The sequence below is a fragment of the Paenibacillus xylanilyticus genome, assembly GCF_013359935.1.
Classification (GTDB): Bacteria; Bacillota; Bacilli; order Paenibacillales; family Paenibacillaceae; genus Paenibacillus; species Paenibacillus xylanilyticus.
The window spans coordinates 317704-339976 of record NZ_JABMCB010000206.1; the positions used below are offsets into that span (position 1 = coordinate 317704).

Here is a 22273-nt window from a genome sequence, read left to right on the forward strand (position 1 = left end):
GTTCCTAAGTTAAACTTTGATTGAGGAGATGGCTGTCGACACAAGGTCCAGCACTTCACCGATGGTATTCAAGCGGCGATTGTTTTTAATTAGTGTTTTACCGATAGCGAGCGCTTTCCGCTGAGCATGTTCACGTTCAGCAGCATCCGGTATGGTATCAATATCGGCAACATGGGCTAGGCCCACAATACGACGGACCATTTTGGTGCCCGCAAAGCCGATCGAATCTCTGAATAATTGTTGTACATAGAGGTCTTCATAACCTGGCGCTTTAGCCATCGGATCAACGAGATCAGAAACCCATAATGCGCGGAAGCGAGTTTCAAATTCATTCCATACATCACGAACCATGTCCAGCAAAAGTGTCTCACGCTTATGGAGGGCAGTTTCATTCTGAATCCATCCTGGCAAAGAAGCGTAGTTCAAAAACAGGTTGGCGAGTACGGCACCCACGTCAAATCCCATAGGGCCATAAAAGGCAAACTCGGGATCAATAACCTTTGTGGATTCTGGTGTGACAAAGATACTTCCAGTATGCAGGTCTCCATGAAGCAAGGCTTGTCCATGAGTCAGAAATTTTTCTCGCAGCAAAGCTACCTCAAGATGGAGTGCTCCATCTGTTCGAAGCGCTTCAGCTTCATCCTCAATCGATGCATCATAATTATTTTTTTCAGCGATCCGATAAGGCTCATCAAAGATCAGATCTTCCGTTATTTTACACTGATCCGGATTAACGAATCGACCTTGTTTTTCTTTTTTTAATTGTTGGTTCATGCCAAGATCGGATGTGAAAAATAGCGTTCTTGCCATGAACTCCCCGATATGCTGTGCAAAGAGAGGGTAGGTGACACCTTCAATAAGGCCTTTGCGCATGATTACATGATCACTGAGATCTTCCATCACCGTCAATGCGAGATCATCGTCATAGTGATACACTTCTGGCACCATTCCCGGGCAGAGGCGGTACTCTTCCTGAAGAATTTCACGTTCAATTCGGGCACGTACGAGAGATAGTGGCCAAGATTCCCCAACCACTTTCGCATAAGGAAGCGCCTGTTTGATAATGATACTTTTATCGGAGTTCTGATCGGTAATATGAAAAACCAAATTCAGATTGCCATCGCCGATTTCACGACATTCCAGATTCGCATCTGCCGTAAATGGACCCGGTAATGTTTTGGCCAGTTCGATTGCTTCCTGGGGTGTTAAAGGGTGATATTGGGACAAGGATGCCACCTCCATATATATGAAGAAACAGGAAAACCTACTTCTTTGCTTGGTATAAGTCAGTATATCGGAATTAACCCGTTTTTTGTACCCTTTTTTTGAGATGAAAGCAGCCTGTCTTGTTTCGAACTTCATGTGCAAGGGTAAAAACGAATAGGCCGGACGGTTCACAGATTGCTGCCGAAAGGCTCGCCGCCCTATAGCGGTGCCATATTGTTAAATCTCTATTATGCAGGGCAAGTTACACTGTCCACCATACATAATAGACTAATTTTATAATAAAGGATGGGATTCAGATGGCTACAAAAAACAAAACAGATCAAGCGAAATCCGTAGAACAAGTACTTAATCGTCAGGTGGCAAACCTGAACGTCCTGTATGTCAAAGTCCATAACTATCACTGGTATGTAAAAGGACCAAACTTTTTCACACTGCATGTAAAATTTGAAGAGTTCTATAATGAAATCACCGTACAAATGGATGAAATCGCAGAGCGCATTCTTACGCTGAAAGGCAGCCCTGCAGCAACAATGAAAGAATATCTGGAGCTATCCTCCATTCAGGAAGCGGCCGGTGGCGAAGATGCGAATACCATGGTGCAAAACCTTATTGAGGATTTTGCTACATTGTCCAATGAGTATCAGGAAGGTATTGAAGTGGCAGAAGCTGCCGAGGACCAACCGACATCAGACATGCTCACCGGGTTCAAAGCGGATCTGGAGAAACATATGTGGATGCTGCGCTCTTTTCTGGGCTAAGCCAAACTTATAGTGCTGTTTATGTAAGGTCTTTGTCTCACTATCAGGGTGTTTCCCGGATCTCGATCTAAGTTGTCAGGAACAAACAAAGCGTCTATACTGCTGACAAGACTCATTTCGGGAGGAGATACGCCATGTTAGGCACAACGACACCGGCATTAAAAGAGTGGGCTTCCGCAATTAAGGCGCTGGAAAACGGTCGCCAGATCCTGGTGATGCGTAAAGGCGGGATTGTGGAGGAAACCAGACATTTTGAGCTGAAAAGTCCAGCATTTTATCTGTATCCGACTTATGAACATCAGCGTAAAGAACTGATTAAGTCCTCGGATCATTCCTATGTTGAAGAATCATTGGCCGAATGGGTGCCTGAAGCTTCGACAATCCGTATCACTGCGTATGCCGAAGTGACGCAGGATTTGGAGATCAGAGATCAGGAGATGCTGGACCGACTTCAGGACTTTCATATGTGGACATCGGATTTTGCCGAGGATCGCTTGAAATGGAAACGGAAAGATCCATTACATGTATTGATACTCCGTGTGTACCGTTTGAATGAACCGATGGAAATACCGGTACTGCCTGAATATAATGGGTGCCGTTCATGGATTTCCATTCCGAATGGTCCGGTGCCGCGCGAAATGACGCCGGCAGTGGATGTTGCGGATTTTGACGAACAGGTACAGAAGATTAACGATATGCTCAAAATATGAATGAAATAATGAAGGGCTTGTCCAAAATATGGATAAGCCCTTTTTTGCCAAGGGTTAATATCGGATGAAATAATGAATCACAGTGATTTTTCTCACTGTGAGTTGGAAGGAATGACTGTTTCTTATTTGATTCAAACCCGCTTTTATTATAGAATCAGGTAGAATCATATTTCCAGGATGGGACAACTGTTCTCGGAAATGACTTGATAATCAATGAGAATCAGTTTAGAATTATTCTAAAGTGATTATTGCTTTGAGAATTGCGGCACTTGTAGAAATTCAGGGGAAGCCCTGTTCAGATATTTAATAGGCGCTTTTTCGTTTTCGACAGCAAACATCAATTTAATCAATGGAGGGAAACAATACACATGGCTACGAATTTCGTCATTGAAGGTCTGAAAGCGACGATCGAAGGTAAAGAAATCCTGAAAGGCATCAACCTGGAAATGAAAGGTGGAGAAATCCACGCAATCATGGGTCCAAACGGAACAGGTAAATCCACATTGGCATCCGCTCTGATGGGTCACCCTAAATATGAAGTAACTGACGGTACAGTTACGCTTGATGGTGAAGATGTACTGGATATGGCAGTTGACGAGCGGGCGCGGGCAGGTCTATTCCTGGCTATGCAATACCCAAGCGAGATCGCGGGCGTAACGAACTCCGACTTCCTGCGCAGTGCAATCAATGCACGTCGCGGCGAAGGAAATGAGATTTCTTTGATCAAGTTCATCCGTCAAATGGAAGGCAAAATGAAAGAACTCGACATGAACCCTGAGTTTGCTCATCGTTACCTGAACGAAGGTTTCTCCGGTGGTGAGAAAAAACGTAACGAAATTCTACAAATGATGCTGCTTGATCCAAAAATCGTAGTACTCGATGAGATTGACTCCGGTCTGGATATCGATGCTTTGAAAATCGTGGCTAACGGTGTGAACGCAATGAAGAGCGAAGAGCGTGGATTCCTCATCATCACTCACTACCAACGCCTGTTGAACTACATCACACCTGACTATGTACACGTGATGATGCAAGGTCGTATCGTGAAATCCGGCGGACCTGAACTGGCTCACCGTCTGGAAGCAGAAGGATATGACTGGGTTAAGGAAGAACTGGGAATTACAGACGAAACTGTAGGCCAAGAAGCGTAAAGACAAAACGGAGGAGGATAATCAATGACTACACAAACAATTCTTCCGGTTGAATCTGAAGCGCTTCGCGCCTTGTCGGAAAGTAACAATGAACCCGGCTGGTTGACCGAGCAGCGGCTTGAAGCCCTTAAGCTTGCAAGTGGTCTTGCGCTTCCGAAACTGGAAAAACAAAAAATTGAACGCTGGAATATCAGCGAATATGGCACATACAAAGCAAGCGAAGCTATTTCCTCGTTGGAAGAAGTACCAGCTTCGATCAAAGATCTCGTTCAGGACCAAGCAGAAGGCAGTCTGGTTATCCAGCGCAATTCCGGCACAGTTTACTCCAAGCTATCTGCAGATCTGGCAGCAAAAGGAGTTATCTTCACGGATCTGGCTACAGCGGTTCGCGAGCATGGTGATCTGGTAAAACCTTACCTGAACACAGCTGTGAAGGCAGATGAGCATTCACTTGCGGCTCTGCATGCAGCTCTTTGGAATGGCGGGGTATTCCTGTATGTTCCGAAAAATGTTGAAATTGAAGTTCCGCTTCAAGCTGTGCTGCTCACAGATGATGCATCTGCAACATTTGCACCTCATGTGCTTGTTGTAGCTGAGGCAAACAGCTCTGTGACCTACGTGGATAACTATGTTTCCGGTGAATTGTCCGCCCCTGTTTTCCACAACGGTGTCGTGGAAGTGTTTGTTAAAGCCGGTGCAAAAGTACGTTTTGCATCTGTTCACCAGCTGTCTACGAATGTTACTGACGTTTCCTTCCGCCGTGCAGTGGTTGAGAACGATGGAACAATCGAGTGGATCGTTGGGGAAATGAACAATGGCGATACAGCTAGCAACACCATGTCCGTGTTGAAAGGAAATGGTTCCAGCTCGGATTCGAAAGTAATCGCAGTTGGTTCAGGATCCCAAAAAATCAACTACACAACCGAAGCTCGTCACTTTGGCAAAAACACGCCAAGTCAGATGATTACTCGCGCCGTTATGCGTGAAGAAGCTTCTGCCATCATCAACGGAATTACCAAGATCGAAAAAGGTGCAACCAAAGCGGATGGACAGCAAACAGAGAAAGTACTGATGCTGAGCCCGAAAGCACGCGGAGATGCAAACCCAATCCTTCTGATTGATGAGGACGATGTTACAGCAGGTCACGCGGCTTCTGTAGGTCAAGTCAATGCAGAGCAAATCCATTACTTGATGTCGCGCGGGATTAACCGTACGGATGCGGAACGTCTGATTATCTACGGCTTCCTGGCTCCGGTGGTGGCGGATATTCCTCTGGAAGCACTGCGTAGCCAATTGCAGTCTCTCATTGAACGGAAACTGGGACAATGAACCCATCGATTCGCGAGCAGTTCCCGATCCTCCACCAGGAAATCAATGGACACCCGCTCGTATATTTAGATAACGCTGCGACTTCCCAGAAGCCGCTGGCTGTTATCGAAGCGATTAAACATTATTATGAATTTGAGAACTCCAATGTGCATCGTGGTGTGCATACACTTGGAAGCCGGGCCACAGATGCGTATGAAGGTGCACGTGAGAAGGTTGCCAAGTTTATTAATGCCCGTCGTACACAGGAGATTATTTTCACCCGCGGGACGACCACAGCGCTCAATTTGGTGGCTTCGTCCTACGGTCGGGCAGTATGCAAGGAAGGCGACGAGATCGTTATCACACCGATGGAGCATCACAGCAACCTGATTCCATGGCAGCAGGTAGCCAAGGAAACAGGTGCGACATTGAAATACATTCCGCTTCAGCCAGATGGAAATATTGATTTGGCGGATGTGGAAAAGACGATTACGAACAAGACAAAAATTGTAGCAATCGCTTATGTATCCAATGTAATGGGTGTCGTTCATCCTGTGAAACAAATTGCTGAAATTGCACACCGCAATGGTGCTGTCATTGTTGTTGACGGCGCTCAGAGCACACCGCACATGAAGGTGGACGTACAGGACTTGGACTGTGATTTCTACGCATTGTCTGGCCACAAAATGTGCGGACCAACCGGGATCGGTGCACTTTACGGCAAAAAGGCGCTGCTGGAGTCCATGGAACCGGTTGAGTTCGGCGGTGAAATGATTGATGATGTCGGTCTCTACGAGTCCAATTGGAAAGAGCTTCCGTGGAAATTCGAAGGCGGAACCCCAATCATCGCGGGTGCGGTTGGTTTGGGTGCAGCGATCGATTTTCTGGAGCAGATTGGCATGGATGAGATTGCCCATCATGAAAGTGTACTGGCAGCTTACGCAACAGAACGTATGGCAGAGATAGACGGGCTGACGATCTATGGTCCAGCGAAGCGTCATGTTGGAGTAGTTACCTTCAACCTCGGGGATGTGCATCCACATGATGTGGCAACGGTTTTGGATGCGAGTGGCGTAGCCATTCGTGCCGGACACCACTGCTGTCAGCCGCTAATGCGCTGGCTGCAAGTCAGCTCAACGGCTCGTGCCAGCTTCTATCTATATAATAATGAACAAGATGTGGACCGGCTTGTCAGCGCCTTAATCCAGACAAAGGAGTATTTTGGCGATGCAACTTGATGATCTGTACCGGCGTGTCATAATGGACCACTACAAAAACCCGCGTAATCGCGGAACGTTTGATAATGACGCTGTCACGGTGAATTTGAACAATCCAACGTGCGGCGACCGGATTTCATTGCAGCTTTTACTGAAAGACGGAATCGTTCAGGAAGCCAAGTATACGGGAGAAGGCTGCTCCATCAGCATGTCTTCGGCATCGATGATGACGGAGGCAGTCAAAGGCAAAACAATGGATCAGGCACTCGACATGGCTAACCGTTTTTCCTCACTGATGAAAGGGGAAGAAGTCGATTTCGACGATTATGAAGATCTCGAAGCCCTATCCGGTGTGAACAAGTTCCCTGCACGCATCAAATGTGCCACTCTGGCCTGGAATGCTTTACGCAAAGGAATTGACGAAGAGGACAATGTACAATAACGATAGGGAGGTAGAGCAAGATGGCTAAAAAAGCACCAGAAATGGAAGAGTATAAATATGGTTTTCGCGACGAGCACAAATCCATCTTTCAAACCGGTAAAGGTCTGACTGCAGAAGTTGTTACCGAAATTTCCCGGATTAAGAACGAACCGGAGTGGATGCTCGAATTCCGTTTGAAATCCTTGAAACAATTTGAGAAAATGCCAATGCCAAAATGGGGCGGAGATCTCGACGGTCTGGATTTCAACGACATTCAGTACTATGTTCGTCCTTCTGAGAAGCAAGGGAAAACATGGGAAGAGGTTCCTTCCGAAATCAAGGAAACCTTCGATAAACTGGGTATTCCGGAGGCAGAGCAAAAATTCCTCGCAGGTGTATCAGCTCAGTATGAATCCGAGGTTGTATACCACAACATGCAAAAGGAACTTGAAGATCAAGGCGTGATCTTCATGGATACCGATACGGCTCTTAGAGAGCACCCGGAAATCCTGCGTGAATATTTCGCTACAGTTATTCCACCAGCGGATAACAAATTTGCAGCACTCAACAGTGCTGTGTGGTCCGGAGGAAGCTTCATCTACGTGCCTAAGGGTGTTAAATGTGAAGTGCCTCTGCAAGCTTATTTCCGGATTAACTCCGAAAATATGGGACAATTCGAGCGTACACTCATCATTGCAGACGAAGACAGCTTCGTTCACTATGTTGAAGGTTGTACAGCTCCAATCTACAGTACGAACTCACTGCACAGTGCGGTAGTTGAGATCATCTGTAAGAAAAATGCCCGTGTTCGTTACACAACGATTCAAAACTGGGCACCAAACATCTACAACCTTGTAACTAAACGTGCAGTTGCTGAAGAAAATGCAACGATGGAATGGGTCGATGGTAACATCGGTTCCAAACTGACGATGAAATATCCGGCAGTTGTACTGAAAGGCCGTGGAGCAAAAGGTTCCGTACTTTCCATCGCTGTAGCTGGTAAAAATCAGCATCAGGATGCAGGTGCGAAAATGATTCACTTGGCTCCAGATACAACTTCAACCATTGTATCCAAGTCCATCAGTAAACATGGTGGTAAAGTAACCTACCGTGGTCTGGCTTCCTTTGGACGTCAAGCGGAAGGTGCCAAGTCCAATATCAAATGTGATACACTCATTCTGGATAATGAGTCCACATCCGATACGATTCCTTATAATGAAATCATGAACGATAACATTATGCTGGAGCATGAAGCAACGGTATCCAAAGTGTCCGAGGATCAACTCTTCTATCTGATGAGCCGTGGTCTGACCGAAGCTGAAGCAACACAAATGATCATCATGGGCTTCATTGAACCATTCACCAAGGAATTGCCAATGGAATATGCGGTAGAAATGAACAGATTGATCAAGTTCGAAATGGAAGGCAGTATTGGTTAATAGCTGCATGAAAAGGATCAGGGGTTTTGTCCCTGATCCTTTTTTATTTGAATCTGATCTACCTTAAAATGGATTACAGGTGCGTTTTTTAGTATAAAATAGGTTCAACAGCACAAGCGATTTCATAGATTGCTGCATCTATTGATAGAAAAGGATGGTGAATCTATGAGCTTCAATCCTTTTGCAGGATATCGTATCACAAGTTCGTTTGGCTATCGCATCCATCCGATCCATGGTGGACAGACATTTCATCGGGGGATTGACCTCGTAACAGAGCCTTGGAATGGCCCTGTGTATGCATTCATGGAAGGGACCGTACAATTTGCTGCTGAAGGAGCAACAGGCTCTGGATTCGGCGGTTATGGGCTTACGGTAGCTATACAGGACCATCGTGGGTATCTCCATTGTTATAGCCATCTTTCACGGATTGCGGTAAGCGAGGGACAACGGGTCAAACGAGGTCAGCTTCTGGGTAATCAAGGCAGTACTGGTCATAGCACAGGCCCACATGTCCATTATGAGATTCGTAAAGCGAGTACGCCTTCTTATGGGTACACGGCCAGTGTGGATGGAGTGGTTGAGCCGGAAGCCTATTTGCAATCGGAATTCGGCTCTATATCTGAAGAGCAGGAGGCCCCGCCGATGACAAGTGAGGAGAAGAAAGCTTTTGAAGCGATGGAAAAGGCACTGCAAGCCCAAGCGTCCTGGATCGCGCAGCAGAAACAACTTTCCAATATGCCTTGTCCGCCTTGGGCAGTTGAAGCGTATAACTACTATCGTTCTTTTATAACGACGGATACAGGCAGTTACGACTTTTGGCGGTTGCTGGTTATTATGTATCGCAAGGAGAAAGGAATCAAAGTCCCGTCTGATTCGGAAAAGTAAAGCATGAATCATGAGCGATTCATGAAAAATCATCGCGAGCTAGATGCAGGCTGAAGTCCATTTAATGAATATTGCCATTTCGCCCGGTTCGTACCTCCTGCAAGATCATATGTTAGGGTATACCTTATGAAGAGGAGGCAATCACATGAGCGAAGTTGGATATGGCTGTGGTGGCAACGTAGGCGGCGTAGGCGGCGTAGGTGGATACAACATGTTTACAAGCACTGGTGCGATCTTGGTGCTGTTCATTCTGTTGGTTATCATCACGAAAGCGTTCTGCGTTTAATCCGGGCAGCAAGCCTGAATGAGCAAAAAGGGAAGCCGAGTCCGGCTTCCCTTTTTTTTCGTCTAGCAGTCATAAGTTCGTATGAAGTGCTCATAATTATATTTCTGGTTTAGATGCTGCTTTCAGAAAAAAAGTAGTTATTGAACATAAATTTCAACGATGGCGATATCTCTTTCTTTTGCTAAATCGATAAAGGCTGAAGATGTCTGAACGAGTGGGCGGAAATAGTCTGCAGGGTTATTCATGACGATAATGCCGGTTTCCCCTGATGTGAGCAGCACCCTTTTGCCTATAAAATTGGGCAGCATATGTTTGATGAGTTCCTGCGTAGCTTCCGCATTGAGTTGACCGAAGCTAAGGCTGTACAACTCGCATAGGACGGAGATTAGCTCCTGCTTGGTCTGATATACCCGATTGGTCGTCATGGCGCTGTAAACGTCAGCTACGGCCGTAATACGGGCATAAGGATGGATATCGTTCCCTTTCAGTCCGTGGGGATAGCCACTGCCGTCTTCCCGCTCATGATGCTGAAGGGCCACCGTTGCAAGAATTTCATCCTGGGTAGACTGTTTGACAATTTCGTATCCGTATAACGTATGTTTCTTCATTTCTTCGAATTCTTCCGGCGTTAATTTCCCCGGTTTATGTAGCATTTCAGGAGCAATCTTGGACTTGCCGATATCATGCAAATAACCCGCTTTGGCCACTGTCAGACATTCATCGGGGTTGTAGCCCATCCAGCCAGCGATATAAAACGCAAGCATCCCCACTTGCAATGAATGGTTATAGGTATAATCATTGTCACCGTCTAGCATCAGCAGGAGGGAAACGACATCTTTTTGCTTCTCCAATTGTGTGGTTAGGTTAATCAAAATCTCATCGACCTGAGCTTCGTCAATAAACCCTTTCTCTATGGCTTGCTGAAACAGGGATTCGGTACCTTTGATCGTATCGTCAAACAGGGTAGCTAACAGACGGGTTTGATCGGAAGGTAAGGTTTGCGTATCAGAGTGTAGGTCGGATGTTGTATGTTCTACATCTGCGTAATCGATTCCATGTTGCAGCAATTTGGTAATATCGTCTTCGCTGAGTAAGGAACCTTTCATCAGCATGTGGAGACCTGAACTGTTGTATACATCGTTTTTTAACAGATCCCCAGGTTTAAGATCAGTAACATGCACTCTCACGTATAAACCACCTTTTCCTCGACTTATATCGACACATAGGATTATAATAACAAGAAAAAAATGGGTTGACAACGACTTATTTACTAATTTAATTAGCCTTGCAAGAGGTGGAATGACTAATTATTAATTTTCCATGGGGTTCCAGGGTCCCAGTTGATGTCCCTTCCACTCGGAACCATCTTCCCATATTTCTTTTTTCCAGATCGGGACGGTTTGTTTAAGTCTCTCTATGGCGTAGCGGCTGGCATCATAACAATCGCTGCGATGAGGCGAAGAAACGGCGATAACGACACTGATCTCTGCCACGTCAACCTGACCAATCCGGTGACTGATTGCACATCTTACCCCTGGCCAGCGCTCGGAGATTTCACTTCCGATGGCAGCCATTTGAGAAAGAGCCATAGGTACGTAAGCCTCATATTCCAGATGGACCGTTCGCTGCTCACCGGTCATTTCACGAGTTGTTCCCACAAAAGTCAGGGCTGCTCCGTGGTTCGCCGTGATGACCAGAGCAGTTGTAGCTTCCACCGAAAGGGGGGACTTGGTGATCATATACAAACCGTCCTGGGTACGATGCTCGGAGGGCGAAGACCTATGCTCGGTATCTGAGTCTCCGGTGCCATCTCCTCCTGAAACTGGAGGAATTAATGCCAGTTCATCCCCGGTCTCAATGATTGTATCGGCAGGAGCGTACTGCTGGTTAACTGCCAGAAAGGAAGTTCGAATTTGTGAAGCGGCTTCCGGATAGGCAAGGGCAAGGCTTTCTTTCAGATGAGCTGCTGTCAGGGTGCTCTCCGAGTATTCGTATTCAAGCAGGGAAGTGCCCAGACGTTCAGCAATACCTGCAAATAGTTGAATGGTTAGTTTCATACGTATGGTTCACCTCTTTTTGATCTCTAAACCCTTTCAATATATCATAACGACGCGGAAAATGTTATGCTTATCTATTAGAGGAAAGTGCGTTAAGCAAGGAAAGAGAGGAGGCGGTGTGATGAGCACCAAGGAAACACAAACCTTAACCATTCTACATACGAATGACATCCATAGTCATTTTGGTTCCATGAGCTCTATCGCCGCCATGGTTGCACAGGAGAGAGAACAGAACGACAACCTTCTGGTTCTGGATATCGGGGATCATATGGATCGCATGGCCGTTGAAACGGAAGGAACATTGGGTGCAGCCAACGTCGATGTAATCAATCTGACGGGGTATGATGCCATAACGATAGGCAATAACGAGGGGTTGACATTTACACCGGAGCAGCTGGAACAGTCATATTCAGGACTTTTATGTCCTGTGGTGTGCGGGAATGTTGTGGAAGAAGTCAGCGGCCTTCCTCCAGTATGGATGAAGCCTTCTCTTATTGTGGACAAAGGTCCATTTCGGATAGGTCTGCTCGGGGCGACCGCACCTTTTACGGCTTTTTATGACTTGCTGGGATGGAAGCTGCTGGATCCCGTGGAGACGCTGCGCAGGCAAGTCGAAGCATTACGGCCTGAAGTGGATGTCGTGATTATTCTCTCTCATCTGGGCCTTTCAACCGATCGGAAACTGGCCGAGCAAATTGAGGGCATAGACGTTATTCTTGGCGGACACACACACCATGTGCTCGAAGAACCTCTGGTCATTGGAGATGCGGTGCTCGGAGCCGCAGGGAAGTTCGGTCAGTGGCTTGGAAAAGTCGTACTGGAACGGGAAAGTGGGGCGAATCAGCTTGCACTGGTCAGCAGCGGCTGTATTCCCTTGAAGAATCAGATGCTGGATGAGAATGTTGCACTGGCAATCGCCGCACATCGTGCTGAGGCAGAACGTACTCTTGGTCAGACAGCTGTAATAATTGACAGAAATCTTCCGATAAAATATGAGAAGGAATCACCATTTGCATCGCTGCTCGCTCAGGCTGTAAGACATTTTACGGGAGCGCAGTTGTCTCTCGTTAATGCCGGTCAGCTCCTGGGTGAACTTCCGCAAGGGGACATCAGCAAGGGAATGCTGCATTCCCTATGTCCTTCTCCGATCAATGCCTGTACAATAAAGCTGAAAGGCAGTGAGATTCGTGAGGCACTGGAGCAGTCCTTGCTGCCAGAATATACGGAAAAACCAATTATTGGGTTTGGATTTCGCGGAAAAATTCTCGGTACGCTTTGCATGGATGGTATGGAAGTAGAGTTTGATCCACAAGGACCTCCATATAAAAAAATTCGTGCAATATACACCGAGGGCAAGCCAATGGGGGATGAACAGGAATATGTGGTCGGGACTCTGGACATGTTTACGTTCAACGTGGGATATCCTTCGTTAGCTCAGGGAACCGAAATAGCATATCGGCTTCCTGAATTCATAAGGGACTTGCTTGAGATCGAGTTAAAAAGACCAGGGGCGCTGGATGACAGCCTGCGGTCCCACTGGCACGAAAGAATATAACGAGTACTTGCCTTCTGCTGAAGCGGCGGCTAGTGGAAATGACATCTACGGAGCGGGAGAGGATAGGCTGTGCGTTTGGTACATATAAACCTATTGCAGCCTGGCATGAAGCTGGGGAAACGGATTTATAGTGAAGAGGGTTTGGTTCTGCTCAGTGAAGAAGTGGAACTGACCGATCGGTTGATAGGACGTCTGAAGGATTTGGGCGTAGGTTACGTTTATATTAAGGAAGCAGCAACGGAGGATATTATTGTTCCCGATATGCTTCAGGAAGAGACCAGACGAAGGGTATTGGTAGAAATTAAGCAGCAGTTTCAGAGCATGTCGGGGTTGAAAACCAAAAGTCGGATTCCTCACTTTGGCAAAACGTTAAGTGGTCTGATGAATACCATTCTGGAGGACATTGGCGGCCAAAAGGAAGCCATGATTATGCTGATGGATATGAACTCCAGTGATTTTGACCTGTACAACCACTCGTTGAATGTATGCGTGTATACACTGGTTCTGGGCGTAGCCTCCGGTTACTCCAGACAGCAGCTGATGGAGATTGGACTTGGGGCCTTGCTGCATGATATTGGAAAGACACAGATCGCTCCAGATATTTTGCACAAGCCTAACAAGTTAAGTGATGAGGAATTTAAAATCATACAGCAGCATACTACATATGGACATCGTATTTTAAAAGATGAACCCGGTATACCGCTACTCGCTGCACATTGTGCCCTGCAGCACCATGAACGAATTGACGGAAGCGGCTATCCGTTTGGCCTAAAAGGCCCCGAGATTCATGAGTACGCCAAGTGGATTGCTCTTGCCGATTCGTATGACGCGATGACAAGCAATCGGGTATACCGTCAGGCCCTGCTGCCTCATCAGGCGGTTGAAGTCTTATATACAGGATCTGGCTTGCTCTACGAGCAGCGTATGCTGGAGAAATTCCGTGACTGCGTGGCCATTTATCCCATAGGCATTTCCGTGACACTGAGTACGGGAGAGGTAGGGGTTGTTGCATCCATTGACTCACGCATTCCACAGCGGCCACGGATCCGAGTGTTAAAGGATGCAGATAGACAGACGCTAAAGGCACCATACGAGATTGATCTGTCCACAGCGTTATCGGTTATGATCACAGGTGTTGAAGGGGATGAAGGGGTGCCTCCGGTACCAGCCTGTGATGAATTTTCCTGATGGCTGTGGAATTCAGCCAGCAGCGGCTGCGCTCATAGCAATATCCGGGCCGGGCAGGCCTTGGAGTTGTATGGGCGTTTTTGTCATGTAATGGACAGAGCACATCATGCCGATTCGTTCAAAATTGTGCTATGATAAAAGATAACTCCAAAAAGATATTGGCGGAGTATGATGTAAATTAAACTTTTTAGGTTAATAAAAGGAATAAGGTGAAGAACAATGACCATGCTAAACTCAGGATCGGTAGAACCGATGCCTTTATCGCCGACTAATGATCCCTGGGATCCGATCGGCTCTTTGCGTACATATGGACGCCATGTGCTGACCAGTGTAGAAATGACCGTGACTCATCTGTGCAATATGCGCTGTGAGCACTGTGCGGTAGGGGATATGCTCACCATGCGTGAAGCTCCCGCGTTACCGTTGCCTTTGATGCTGAAACGACTGGACGAAGTGGAGCATCTGCAGACCATCAGTCTGACGGGTGGTGAGCCAAGTTTCAGTCAAAAGACAGTTGATGAAATGATCATTCCGCTGCTGAAATATGCCAAGGAACGCGGAATAAAATCACAGATCAATTCCAATCTGACGCTGGATCTCGCTCGTTACGAGAAGCTGCTGCCTTACCTTGATGTGATGCATATTTCATTCAACTATTTAAATGCCGATGATTTCCATCAAGTCGGATTTGCTAACAGCGGCAGACCCGTCAAGCGTGAAGTGGCGGTAAAAATGTATGAGAAAATGATAGAAAATTCCCGCAAACTCAGTGAAGCAGGCATGTTCATCTCTGCCGAGTCCATGATTAATTTTCGTACTCACGATAAATTGGAGGGCATCCATCAACTGATTCGTGAGATGGGTTGTGTACGTCATGAAGTGCACCCAATGTATAATTCGAATTTTGCTTCCACGCTGCCTGTTCTGTCTCTGGACCATATGCGTGCAGCCATTCATCGTTTGTTGGATGTGCGTGACAAGGAGATGTGGATGTTGTTCGGTACACTTCCGTTCTTTGCATGCAGTGCAGCCGATGAGGATCGGGAATTGATTAACCGTCTCTACCGTGAGCCTAACGTAACAGTGCGGAATGACCCGGACGGTCGGAACCGCGTTAACGTTAACATGTTTACGGGCAACGTATATGTTACGGATTTTGCTGACATCCCTGCTTTTGGCAACATACGTGATCGCAGACTGGATGAAGTATTTCATGAATGGTCAGCGGAGCACCCGCTGAATCAGACAGTAAATTGTCACTGTGATGCTGCCTCCTGCTGTGGACCCAACCTGCTGGTGGCTGACATGTATTATAAAGGCGTTGACTTCAAATCGAGGAAAGCCATCACACGCTGATATTCCAGGTATATTCCTGAAATAGATAGAAAAGGGGAGTGTCGACTTGGATATTCATACCGAATTTCATTTCGGGCAGTTACTGTTCAATCTGGTCTGTGTATTTCTGCTCGTATTTTTGAATGGCGTGTTCGTCGCAGCGGAATTTTCCCTGGTTAAGGTCAGACAGACCCGTTTGACTCAGTTACAGAGTGAGGGAAATCGGCTGGCAGGTTATGCGCTAAAAGTGAATGGTAAACTGGATGCATATTTGTCGGCAACCCAGTTCGGCATCACCCTGACATCACTGGGGCTCGGCTGGCTCGGTGAACCGGCGATCTCCGAATTGTTGGTTGAACCGCTGATGTTCAAACTGGGTGTAGCAGATACGGGATTGATCTCTACAGTGTCCGTCATCATCGGTTTTTGTATTATTACGTTTCTGCATATTGTGCTCGGAGAACTTGCACCGAAGTCGCTTGCGATTCAGAAAACAGATGGAGTGGCGCTGCTATTATCAGCACCATTGCTGCTGTTCTACAAAATCTTCTTTCCGTTCATCTGGGTTCTCAATGCATCGGCAAACGCGTTGCTGCGACTGGCAGGGATCGAGCCTGCCAGTGAAGGCGAGGCCCATTCTGAAGATGAACTTCGCATTTTGATGAAACAGAGTGCGAAGAGCGGTGTCATTGATAAGGATGAAATCAAATTGATGGATAACATCTTTGATTTTTCGGATATGCTTGCTCGGGAGATCATGCTTCCGCGTACGGATATGGATTGTCTGTATACCCAGTTGTCTTTGGAAGAAAACCTGAAAATTATTAATGCAACGAAGCATTCCCGTTATCCTGTCGCGGTTGAGGATAAAGACGAAATTATCGGATTTATCCATATTACGGACCTGCTCTTGGCGGCACCGGAGCAGCAGCAGAACCTGGCCTCACTCGTTCGACCCATTTTGAATGTCCCTGAGTCCATGGAAATTAGTCATGTGCTGCGCCTCATGCAGAAAAAGCACTCCCAGATGACGCTTGTTGTTGACGAATATGGCGGTACAGCCGGCTTGTTGACAGCAGAAGAGATTTTGGAGGAGATTGTAGGCGATCTATATGATGAGTTCGAGGATGAGCGTCCCCATATGGAACGCAGCGGTGATTCCTTCTCCATTGATGGACGATCCCTGATTGAGGAGGTCCATGAGTGGACAGGGGCAATTATTGATGACGAAGAAGTGGATACCATTGGCGGCTGGTTGTTCAAAGAGCTTGAAGGCAGTCCAGCCAAAGGTAAAACACGGGAGCAAAACGGTTATATTTTTGAAGTGGAGGAATCCACCCGTTTGCGGATCACCAGAGTCAAGGTATACAAGCGCCCTGTATCTGAAGAAGAGGCTGTGGCATTGGAAGAGGGACAGGACAAGTCTAAATCGGACAATTCGTTGTAAAACGGATTAGCATATTGTAATAAATGTGACCTTTGGAACATTCCTTTTGGGGAGTGTTTCAGGGGTCTTTTTTTGTGAAAAAGAAGGTTTGAGAAATTCTAAGGTCTGTTTCAGTTAAATTGGGTTTAACTTAAGGAGCGATGACATATGGATAGAGAGACGGGAACAGCAAGAGCTTGGTTGTTGATTGACGAATAACCAAATTTTCAGTGAAGGGAGGAGTTTAGTAGTGGTAGATCCACAGATTCGTGCATACGCCCCGTTTGTGGGGCCATTTGATCCGTGTAAGCCCATTAAAATCAAGACATACCTTGTTCCTCCGCAGCTATTTATCCCTTTTCAGCCGATGGGCTGGCCTCAGTACAGTCCGGCAGAAGCACTGAGACTGGGAACATTGTGGCCTGCATTATACAGCCCTTATACATCCAAAAAAACAAAGGGGAGGGAGGTAGGGACAGATGGAACCTGAAGAAGCGAAAGCCTGTGACGCCAGATACTATGAGTTGCTGGAGGAACTGCAAGCCTTGGATTTTGTACTGGTGGAGCTGAATCTGTATCTGGATACCCACCCGGGCGACTATCAGAGTATCGAGCAGTATAACAAATTTGCCCAGGAACGTATGAGGGTAGCTCAGGAGTTCCAACAGCTGTATGGTCCGCTCATGAACTTTGGTCATGCATTCTCCAAATATCCATGGCAGTGGTCTGAGGCGCCTTGGCCCTGGCAGGTGTAGTGGCCGCCGAGTTGATATTGAAAAGTATACAGCACCCGGGTTTCCAGGAATCATGGGCAGGGATACCCGGGAAGTGAAAGAACAAACGCAATCTGAAATCGGATCATACTCAGATCAAAATGGTTTAAGGGGGAAGAGTCCAACATGTGGGTATACGAGAAAAAACTGCAATATCCTGTTCGAGTAAGTAAATGTGATCCTCATATGGCCAAATTGCTGATGGAACAGTACGGTGGAGCAGATGGGGAACTCGCTGCAGCACTAAGATATCTGAACCAGCGCTATACGATTCCGGACAAAATTATCGGTCTCCTAAATGACATCGGCACGGAGGAATTTGCACATCTTGAAATGATCGCAACAATGATCTACAAGCTTACAAAAGATGCTACAGTAGAGCAGCTGGAGAAGGCAGGCCTGGATGCTCACTATGTGAATCATGACAAGGCCCTCTTTTATAATAATGCCGCAGGCGTACCGTTCACCGCGACCTATATTCAAGCCAAGGGAGATCCGATTGCGGATCTGTATGAAGACATAGCTGCGGAAGAGAAGGCCAGGGCTACATATCAATGGTTGATTGACTTGACCGATGACGTGGATCTGCAGGACAGCCTGAAGTTCCTGCGGGAACGGGAGATCGTGCATTCGCTGCGTTTCCGCGAGGCAGTCGAAATCCTGAAGGATGATCGGGAAACGAAGAAGATTTTTTGAGGCAAACGCTCATAAATAAATATAAAAAAAGAAGGATGCCCCTTTTGAAGTGAAAAAGGACATCCTTCTTTTGTTTGAGTGAAGCTTAATATTCGACGACCATGGCAACATTTTGCCACCCGGCTCCGACGGTCCAGAACAGGACTTTATCCCCGCGCTGAATCTGACCTGAGGTTATCGCTCGATGCAGGGCAATAAAGGGACTGCTGGTTGAAGTATAGCCGAATTCGTCTCCGATATAGACGGCAACATCCTCGGTAATGCCAATATTCTCAGACACTGCACGGATATTACCGATGGACAGCTGGGAGAAGCAGGCTGCTTTGATTTCATGTGCACCGATTTCGTTACGGCTCAGCAGTGTGCGAATGGACTCGGATGCTGCATCGACACAGATGGAATCATCAAATGGTGTGAATTTGACATGGAAGGCTCCTGGGTCTACACCGGTTCTGCCCAATTTCGCCAGACCTTCAGCCGGAAAGAGTGAATTGTTGTATACACACGTATCTGTCTGATAAATTGAGTCGATGAATCCAACCGCGTGTTCGTCCCGTTCCACAATGACAGCCGCCGCTGCATCGCCGAAGTTGGCATAATAGACAGGATCGTCCGGACTGGCATGTGGGGCCACGTAATCCGAGCCAATAATTAGAGCGCGCCGAATTCTGGGGTTACCCAGCATCTGACGACTAACCTGCTCAAAGGCTGCAGTCATACCCGCACAGTTGGCATTGCTGTCAATACAGATCGTATGGGAAGCTCCGTTAATCAAGCGATGAATCATTAAAGAATTCGTAGGGAAAATGTACTCCGGCGTTTGACTTGCGTAAGCAATCAGATCGATATCCCCACCGGTAAGCCCGGTCTTTTCCAGTAGGTTACTGGCTGCCTCAAAGGCCATGCTTAATGAGTTTTCATCTTCGTTGTCAATTTTGTAACGTTTATCACGTCCAAGTGCCTTTAACAGCCCCCGAATATCGATCCCCCTCGCATCAAAATGTTCAATGTAAAAATCATTGCCCACCTGGTGTTTCGGGTGATAAATATCGATATCCACAATACGAATTCCGGCCATCTTCATTCTCCTCTTGAGCGGATGGGTGAATCCACAGCTTGTCCGCCTGGTTTATTAGGTGGTAACGGTAGATATAATTTCGAGGTTATCCAGACCGACAGCACGTCCAAGTCTGGACAACTGCATTTTTAAAATGGCATTGTTTTCGAGGGTTAGTACAACTTTTTTGAAGCCATCTTTTTTAAATAGCGCCAGGCATCCCTCAAGCAGAGGTACAATTTCCGGAGCAGTGACATTCAACTTTTTGCAGTCAATACGCAGGTCATATTCTGTGGTATTAATGGGAGCAATCGTATCCTGATAAGCCGAGATGGAACGCAATCCGTCTTCTTGAGAAAAAGAGCCCTCCAGTTCAATGTTAAGCACCTTGTTTGGAACATCAGTCTTGAGTATAAAACTTCCCATGATTGTTCTCTCTCCTTTAAGTGAGTTAAGGCTATCCTGCTACCAGGACACAGCCATCATCGCCATTGTTAAACGCTTCTGAGATGTGAGCTGAGTTGGAGGATAATTCACCCATATTATAAAGGCGCGGATGTCAGAAGATCAATAAAAAAAGTCGAATCGTGTATAAATATGTAGAATAGTGAATTACTGGATTTCATCCAGTGTCGCGAGCAGTACATTAAAAGCACTAATAATACGCGGAGCCCCCACACAGGGTGCCAGATGCAGCAGGATCCCCTTGAGTTGATCGATGGTTACACCGACACGCAGTGCCATCACGTAATGCACTCCTAATTGCTCGAATTGTCCCTGCGTAATCAGTGAGGAAATCACAGCAACTTCTTTCCATTGATCCGAAATGGTATTGCGCTGAAAGATATCTCCGTAAGCCGTTCCCATAATGAACTCAGCCAATTCAGGAAATTGTTCCTTAATGGGTGCCAAGGCTGTAGCCCCGTACTTTCCTGAAAGATTTGCGAAACGCTCCATCCCCTGAGCAACTTGTTCACTCATTTGTATTCCCCCTAGTTCAAATTCACAGTACGGTGGGCCGTAGGCGGAATCTCGTCACGGTCCGTCATGAGTTCAATCACTGTAACCTGCTTCAGTTCCTGAGCTGTTTTCAGGGCAGTGTTGAACTCAGCATGTGTTTCTGCCCGAAACGCGAGAGCACCGAGGGATTCGGCAAACTTCGCCGCATCCATGGGCACTTCGAACAAGGTGCCATCGATTCGGCCCGTTGTTTTCTGCATTCCTTTGAGAGCCATATCCAGCTGTTTATTATTCACTACGATGAAGATGACCGGCAGATTGTGGCATACAGCAGTATTAATTTCGGCTCCAAGCATCATGAAGCATCCGTCGCCTGTTATACAAACGATAGTTTCGTCCGGTGCAGCTGCCTTGGCTCCGATTGCCATGCCGATGGCATTACCCATGCAGGCGAAGTAGGCATCAAACACAAAGCTGCCTGGTTTCTTCACTTTATATCGCTGAACAGCATGGAAGCCGTGACTCCCATCATCAACAAACAGGGTGTGATCATATGGCAGCATGTCGCTCAGCTTATCCAACACAGATGCAAGGGAGAGGTTCGGCAGATCGGGCAGAGCAACACTGTAATCAACTGCTGACATTTCCCTATCGGGGACTGCTTGTTCGGTCAGACTGCCAAGCAGAAACTGCATATTGTCTTTTAAATCGCCCGTAATATGTAAGGTTTGGGAGTTGAGGATTTTACCGACAAAGGCAGGATCGGCATCGAACTGAATGAGATGTACGGGATGATTCTCCGGTTTGAGATTACAAATCGTCATGTCACTCAGACGTGAACCGAGCACGATATAGAGGTCACTTCGATTGAGCAATTCATCTGCGTGGGGGAACCCTCCAACACCACAGGGCCCGTGATATAGCGGATGATCCCAGGCGATGGCACCTTTCCCTCCAGGAGTGGTGATAACAGGAATATGAAATTGTTCTGCAAATTGCCGCAGCTCATCATGAGCCTTCGCTCGATTGACACCTTTACCTGCGATAATTAATGGATGACTGGACTTTTGAAGCAGTGGGAGGATACGATTCAGATTGGACACGCTAATCAGAGGCTCGGGTTCAGGTATAATAACTCGGCATTCAGCGAGCCTTTCGGTCTGAACATCAAAGGGAAGACAGAGATGAACCGGGCCTTTGTTCGGACCAAGTGCAATGGAAAGGGCATGATTGAGCAGTGTGCCAAAGTGATCCCCACGCTCAACCAGTTTGCTAAATAATGTAGCCGGTCTGAACATCTCTGCGAGATCTGCCAGGTAGGAAGAGGAATCCTGGCACTGGGGAATGCCCAGCTCCTGAATGGATTGATGTCCGGTAATAAACAAAACGGGAAGGTTGTTCGCTTTGGCATGGGCCGCAGCGGTTAAGAGGTTGGTTCCACCAGGGCCCGAAGTGGCAAATGCAACACCAAGTTTTCCGGTTTGAAGAGCATAGCCTGCAGCTGCAAATCCCGAACTGGATTCATGGCGGCCAGGAATAAATTCGAGGCCATGATCCACCATTTTCAGGACAGCAGGGCAAATGGACTTTCCGATAATACCAAAGACGTGAGTAACACCAAGCTTGTGCAGAGTTTCTGCCAAATAGTCCGCAACGGTTCTCATGCGGGACACCTCGCTTCATAAAATAGGTTTTAAGACCCATAGGGCATAATCCGATTTTTTCGAATGCAAGTGATTGTCTAAGGTTGTAAAAGGAAATAAATCCTTGTTAATAGGAAGGTTATCTTTTTTTGCGGTTTTTTGTCAACTCATTTTTATGAGT

The 22273-nt window shown here is 46.9% G+C and carries 23 protein-coding genes; 16 read left to right on the forward strand and 7 right to left on the reverse strand.

Translation table 11 applies throughout. From position 1 onward, the window contains the following. Window positions 1–9 precede the first annotated feature (9 nt). Entirely contained in the window at window positions 10–1227 is a 1218-nt protein-coding gene (mtnK, locus tag HP552_RS33320) for an S-methyl-5-thioribose kinase (protein ID WP_175399606.1), read from the reverse strand. A 296-nt stretch (window positions 1228–1523) separates the two neighbouring features. Here mtnK and HP552_RS33325 point away from each other — a divergent pair, with 296 nt between their 5' ends. The 9 genes from HP552_RS33325 (at window position 1524) to HP552_RS33365 (ending at window position 9402) form a co-directional block, all read left to right on the forward strand. Continuing rightward, window positions 1524–1985, forward strand: coding sequence for a Dps family protein (locus tag HP552_RS33325; protein ID WP_175399607.1), 462 nt, complete (start codon window positions 1524–1526; stop codon window positions 1983–1985). Between the two features lie 134 nt (window positions 1986–2119). Further along, on the forward strand, window positions 2120–2695 hold the full coding sequence (locus tag HP552_RS33330; RefSeq protein ID WP_175399608.1) for a DUF1802 family protein: 576 nt from the start codon (window positions 2120–2122) through the stop codon (window positions 2693–2695). 368 nt (window positions 2696–3063) lie between these two features. After that, a complete protein-coding gene (gene sufC / locus HP552_RS33335; protein ID WP_095359039.1) occupies window positions 3064–3846 on the forward strand; it encodes a Fe-S cluster assembly ATPase SufC in 783 nt (260 codons plus the stop codon). 24 nt (window positions 3847–3870) lie between these two features. Further along, window positions 3871–5175, forward strand: coding sequence for a Fe-S cluster assembly protein SufD (gene sufD, locus HP552_RS33340; RefSeq protein ID WP_175399609.1), 1305 nt, complete (start codon window positions 3871–3873; stop codon window positions 5173–5175). Then, the gene (locus tag HP552_RS33345) at window positions 5172–6392 is read left to right on the forward strand and encodes a cysteine desulfurase (protein WP_175399610.1); all 1221 of its coding nucleotides are present in this window, start codon (window positions 5172–5174) and stop codon (window positions 6390–6392) included. Before sufD ends, HP552_RS33345 begins: the two co-directional genes overlap by 4 nt. Continuing rightward, window positions 6382–6813 carry a Fe-S cluster assembly sulfur transfer protein SufU gene (sufU, locus tag HP552_RS33350; protein WP_024629096.1) on the forward strand — a complete coding sequence of 144 codons (432 nt, stop codon included), beginning with the start codon at window positions 6382–6384 and terminating at the stop codon, window positions 6811–6813. Before HP552_RS33345 ends, sufU begins: the two co-directional genes overlap by 11 nt. Window positions 6814–6833: 20 nt before the next feature. Further along, on the forward strand, window positions 6834–8231 hold the full coding sequence (sufB, locus tag HP552_RS33355; RefSeq protein WP_175399611.1) for a Fe-S cluster assembly protein SufB: 1398 nt from the start codon (window positions 6834–6836) through the stop codon (window positions 8229–8231). A gap of 165 nt (window positions 8232–8396) precedes the next feature. After that, the gene (locus tag HP552_RS33360) at window positions 8397–9116 is read left to right on the forward strand and encodes a M23 family metallopeptidase (RefSeq protein ID WP_175399612.1); all 720 of its coding nucleotides are present in this window, start codon (window positions 8397–8399) and stop codon (window positions 9114–9116) included. A 145-nt stretch (window positions 9117–9261) separates the two neighbouring features. Then, window positions 9262–9402, forward strand: a complete 141-nt coding sequence (locus HP552_RS33365; RefSeq protein WP_175399613.1) for a hypothetical protein — start codon at window positions 9262–9264, stop codon at window positions 9400–9402. 137 nt (window positions 9403–9539) lie between these two features. Here HP552_RS33365 and HP552_RS33370 read toward each other — a convergent pair whose 3' ends face one another. Together HP552_RS33370 and HP552_RS35510 are read right to left on the reverse strand one after the other, a co-directional pair. Further along, the gene (locus tag HP552_RS33370) at window positions 9540–10589 is read right to left on the reverse strand and encodes an HD-GYP domain-containing protein (RefSeq protein ID WP_175399614.1); all 1050 of its coding nucleotides are present in this window, start codon (window positions 10587–10589) and stop codon (window positions 9540–9542) included. A 123-nt stretch (window positions 10590–10712) separates the two neighbouring features. Then, the gene (locus HP552_RS35510; RefSeq protein ID WP_175399615.1) at window positions 10713–11459 is read right to left on the reverse strand and encodes a molybdenum cofactor biosynthesis protein; all 747 of its coding nucleotides are present in this window, start codon (window positions 11457–11459) and stop codon (window positions 10713–10715) included. A 121-nt stretch (window positions 11460–11580) separates the two neighbouring features. Here HP552_RS35510 and HP552_RS33380 point away from each other — a divergent pair, with 121 nt between their 5' ends. From HP552_RS33380 to HP552_RS33410, 7 genes are all read left to right on the forward strand, one after another. Beyond that, complete coding sequence (locus tag HP552_RS33380; protein WP_175399616.1) at window positions 11581–13014, forward strand: bifunctional metallophosphatase/5'-nucleotidase; 1434 nt, start codon at window positions 11581–11583, stop codon at window positions 13012–13014. Window positions 13015–13083: 69 nt separating this feature from the next. Then, window positions 13084–14202, forward strand: a complete 1119-nt coding sequence (locus tag HP552_RS33385; RefSeq protein ID WP_175399617.1) for an HD-GYP domain-containing protein — start codon at window positions 13084–13086, stop codon at window positions 14200–14202. Window positions 14203–14421: 219 nt separating this feature from the next. Beyond that, a complete protein-coding gene (gene yfkAB / locus HP552_RS33390; RefSeq protein WP_175399618.1) occupies window positions 14422–15558 on the forward strand; it encodes a radical SAM/CxCxxxxC motif protein YfkAB in 1137 nt (378 codons plus the stop codon). Between the two features lie 46 nt (window positions 15559–15604). Continuing rightward, complete coding sequence (locus HP552_RS33395) at window positions 15605–16984, forward strand: hemolysin family protein (RefSeq protein ID WP_175399619.1); 1380 nt, start codon at window positions 15605–15607, stop codon at window positions 16982–16984. Between the two features lie 229 nt (window positions 16985–17213). Continuing rightward, entirely contained in the window at window positions 17214–17453 is a 240-nt protein-coding gene (locus HP552_RS33400; RefSeq protein WP_175399620.1) for a spore coat associated protein CotJA, read from the forward strand. Beyond that, complete coding sequence (locus HP552_RS33405) at window positions 17443–17718, forward strand: spore coat protein CotJB (protein ID WP_175399621.1); 276 nt, start codon at window positions 17443–17445, stop codon at window positions 17716–17718. The genes HP552_RS33400 and HP552_RS33405 overlap by 11 nt, the downstream gene beginning before the upstream one ends. A 144-nt stretch (window positions 17719–17862) precedes the next feature. Beyond that, the gene (locus HP552_RS33410) at window positions 17863–18432 is read left to right on the forward strand and encodes a manganese catalase family protein (protein ID WP_175399622.1); all 570 of its coding nucleotides are present in this window, start codon (window positions 17863–17865) and stop codon (window positions 18430–18432) included. 85 nt (window positions 18433–18517) lie between these two features. Here the strand turns inward: HP552_RS33410 and HP552_RS33415 are convergent, their stop codons facing one another. From HP552_RS33415 to HP552_RS33430, 4 genes are all read right to left on the reverse strand, one after another. Continuing rightward, the gene (locus HP552_RS33415; RefSeq protein ID WP_175399623.1) at window positions 18518–19510 is read right to left on the reverse strand and encodes a 3-oxoacyl-[acyl-carrier-protein] synthase III C-terminal domain-containing protein; all 993 of its coding nucleotides are present in this window, start codon (window positions 19508–19510) and stop codon (window positions 18518–18520) included. A 54-nt stretch (window positions 19511–19564) separates the two neighbouring features. Continuing rightward, a complete protein-coding gene (locus tag HP552_RS33420; protein ID WP_175399624.1) occupies window positions 19565–19915 on the reverse strand; it encodes a hypothetical protein in 351 nt (116 codons plus the stop codon). Between the two features lie 186 nt (window positions 19916–20101). Continuing rightward, complete coding sequence (locus tag HP552_RS33425) at window positions 20102–20470, reverse strand: carboxymuconolactone decarboxylase family protein (protein WP_175399625.1); 369 nt, start codon at window positions 20468–20470, stop codon at window positions 20102–20104. A gap of 11 nt (window positions 20471–20481) precedes the next feature. After that, entirely contained in the window at window positions 20482–22113 is a 1632-nt protein-coding gene (locus HP552_RS33430) for a thiamine pyrophosphate-binding protein (protein WP_175399626.1), read from the reverse strand. Window positions 22114–22273 lie beyond the last annotated feature (160 nt).